Genomic DNA, 1,077 nt, shown 5'->3' with positions numbered 1-1,077 from the left:
TGAACAGTGATGTTCAGCAGTGTTCAGCGTAAATGTATCAGCATCTACAAACGGCTCATCAATCTTTTGCCAAGACGGAGACGTTAATCCCGACACAGGGATCCAATACGAGCTTGGCAGGTGGCGATTTCTTGGGGGGTGAGGTTGTCCCAATTGACGTCGCGGCGCAGCACCAAGCCATTGTGCCCAGTGATGAAACGGGGCAGCTCTGCTTGGTCGATCACGCTCAGATCCCGCATGTGATAGGTAGTGTAATAGGTAACATCTGGGCTCTCGAAATCCACGTCGATAAGGGTGAGGGTCTTGCGGGGGGGCAGAGGGCTGCCCAAGAGGGGACGAGGGCCAGAGCCGAGAATGCCGCAGTGAAGCAGTTGCAGTTGCCCTTTGTGGCCAGGGTAGTAGCCGTGGTCGTGGCCGCTGATGTAGGTGTGGACGCGGTACTTCTCCAGCAGAGCCCGTTTGGCATCCGCCTCCAGCAGCACTTCTCCCGGATCGTCGCGCCCGACAGTGATGGCGTAGAGGGGCAGATGGCCGATGACAATGCGCAACTTGGCCTTCTGAGCCCGTTCGCTGGCCAGAGCCGCTTCCGCCCAGGCCATTTGTTCGGGCGGGATGTAATTGCAGGTGGCATCCCAGACTAGGTAAAACACATCGTCTTTTTCAAAGGTGTAGTAGAAGGGAAAGTCCCCCCGATCCACAAAGTTCAAACCTGGGTCGTGGGCCGGATCGTTCCAAAACTCGCGGGCCAGATCCCGTTCTTTTTGAAAGAGAAAGCCGCCCCGCGTGGTGCGGGCACAGGAAGCATCGTGATTGCCCAAGGTAAAGCCGTAGGGAAGTTTGGCCGCACGGATTGGGCCAGCCACATGCCGGTCGAAGGCTGCCCACATGGCGCGAATGCGCTCCTCCGACAGGCGGGGATCCTGACCGGCCACCATATCTCCTCCTCCCAAAACAATATCCGGCTGAAGATAGGGGATGAGGCCGATGCCCCGATCCACCTCTGGGTCGTATTCCACCGAGCCGTAGATGCCGTTCATGTCACTGATGACCAAGAGGCGCAGATCTCGGCGGGGGGGG

General features: G+C 58.4%; 1 protein-coding gene. It reads right to left on the bottom strand.

The window, feature by feature from the left end:
* Nucleotides 1-83: 83 nt before the first annotated feature.
* The coding region (locus NW843_RS09645) for a metallophosphoesterase family protein (protein ID WP_414522805.1) at nt 84-1,077 on the bottom strand (994 nt) is incomplete at its 5' end.

Source organism: Synechococcus sp. R5-12 (genome assembly GCF_047502655.1).
GTDB lineage: Bacteria > Cyanobacteriota > Cyanobacteriia > Thermostichales > Thermostichaceae > Thermostichus.
Note: the sequence above shows the minus strand (reverse complement) of the source record. Positions and strands in the feature narration are given on the sequence as shown.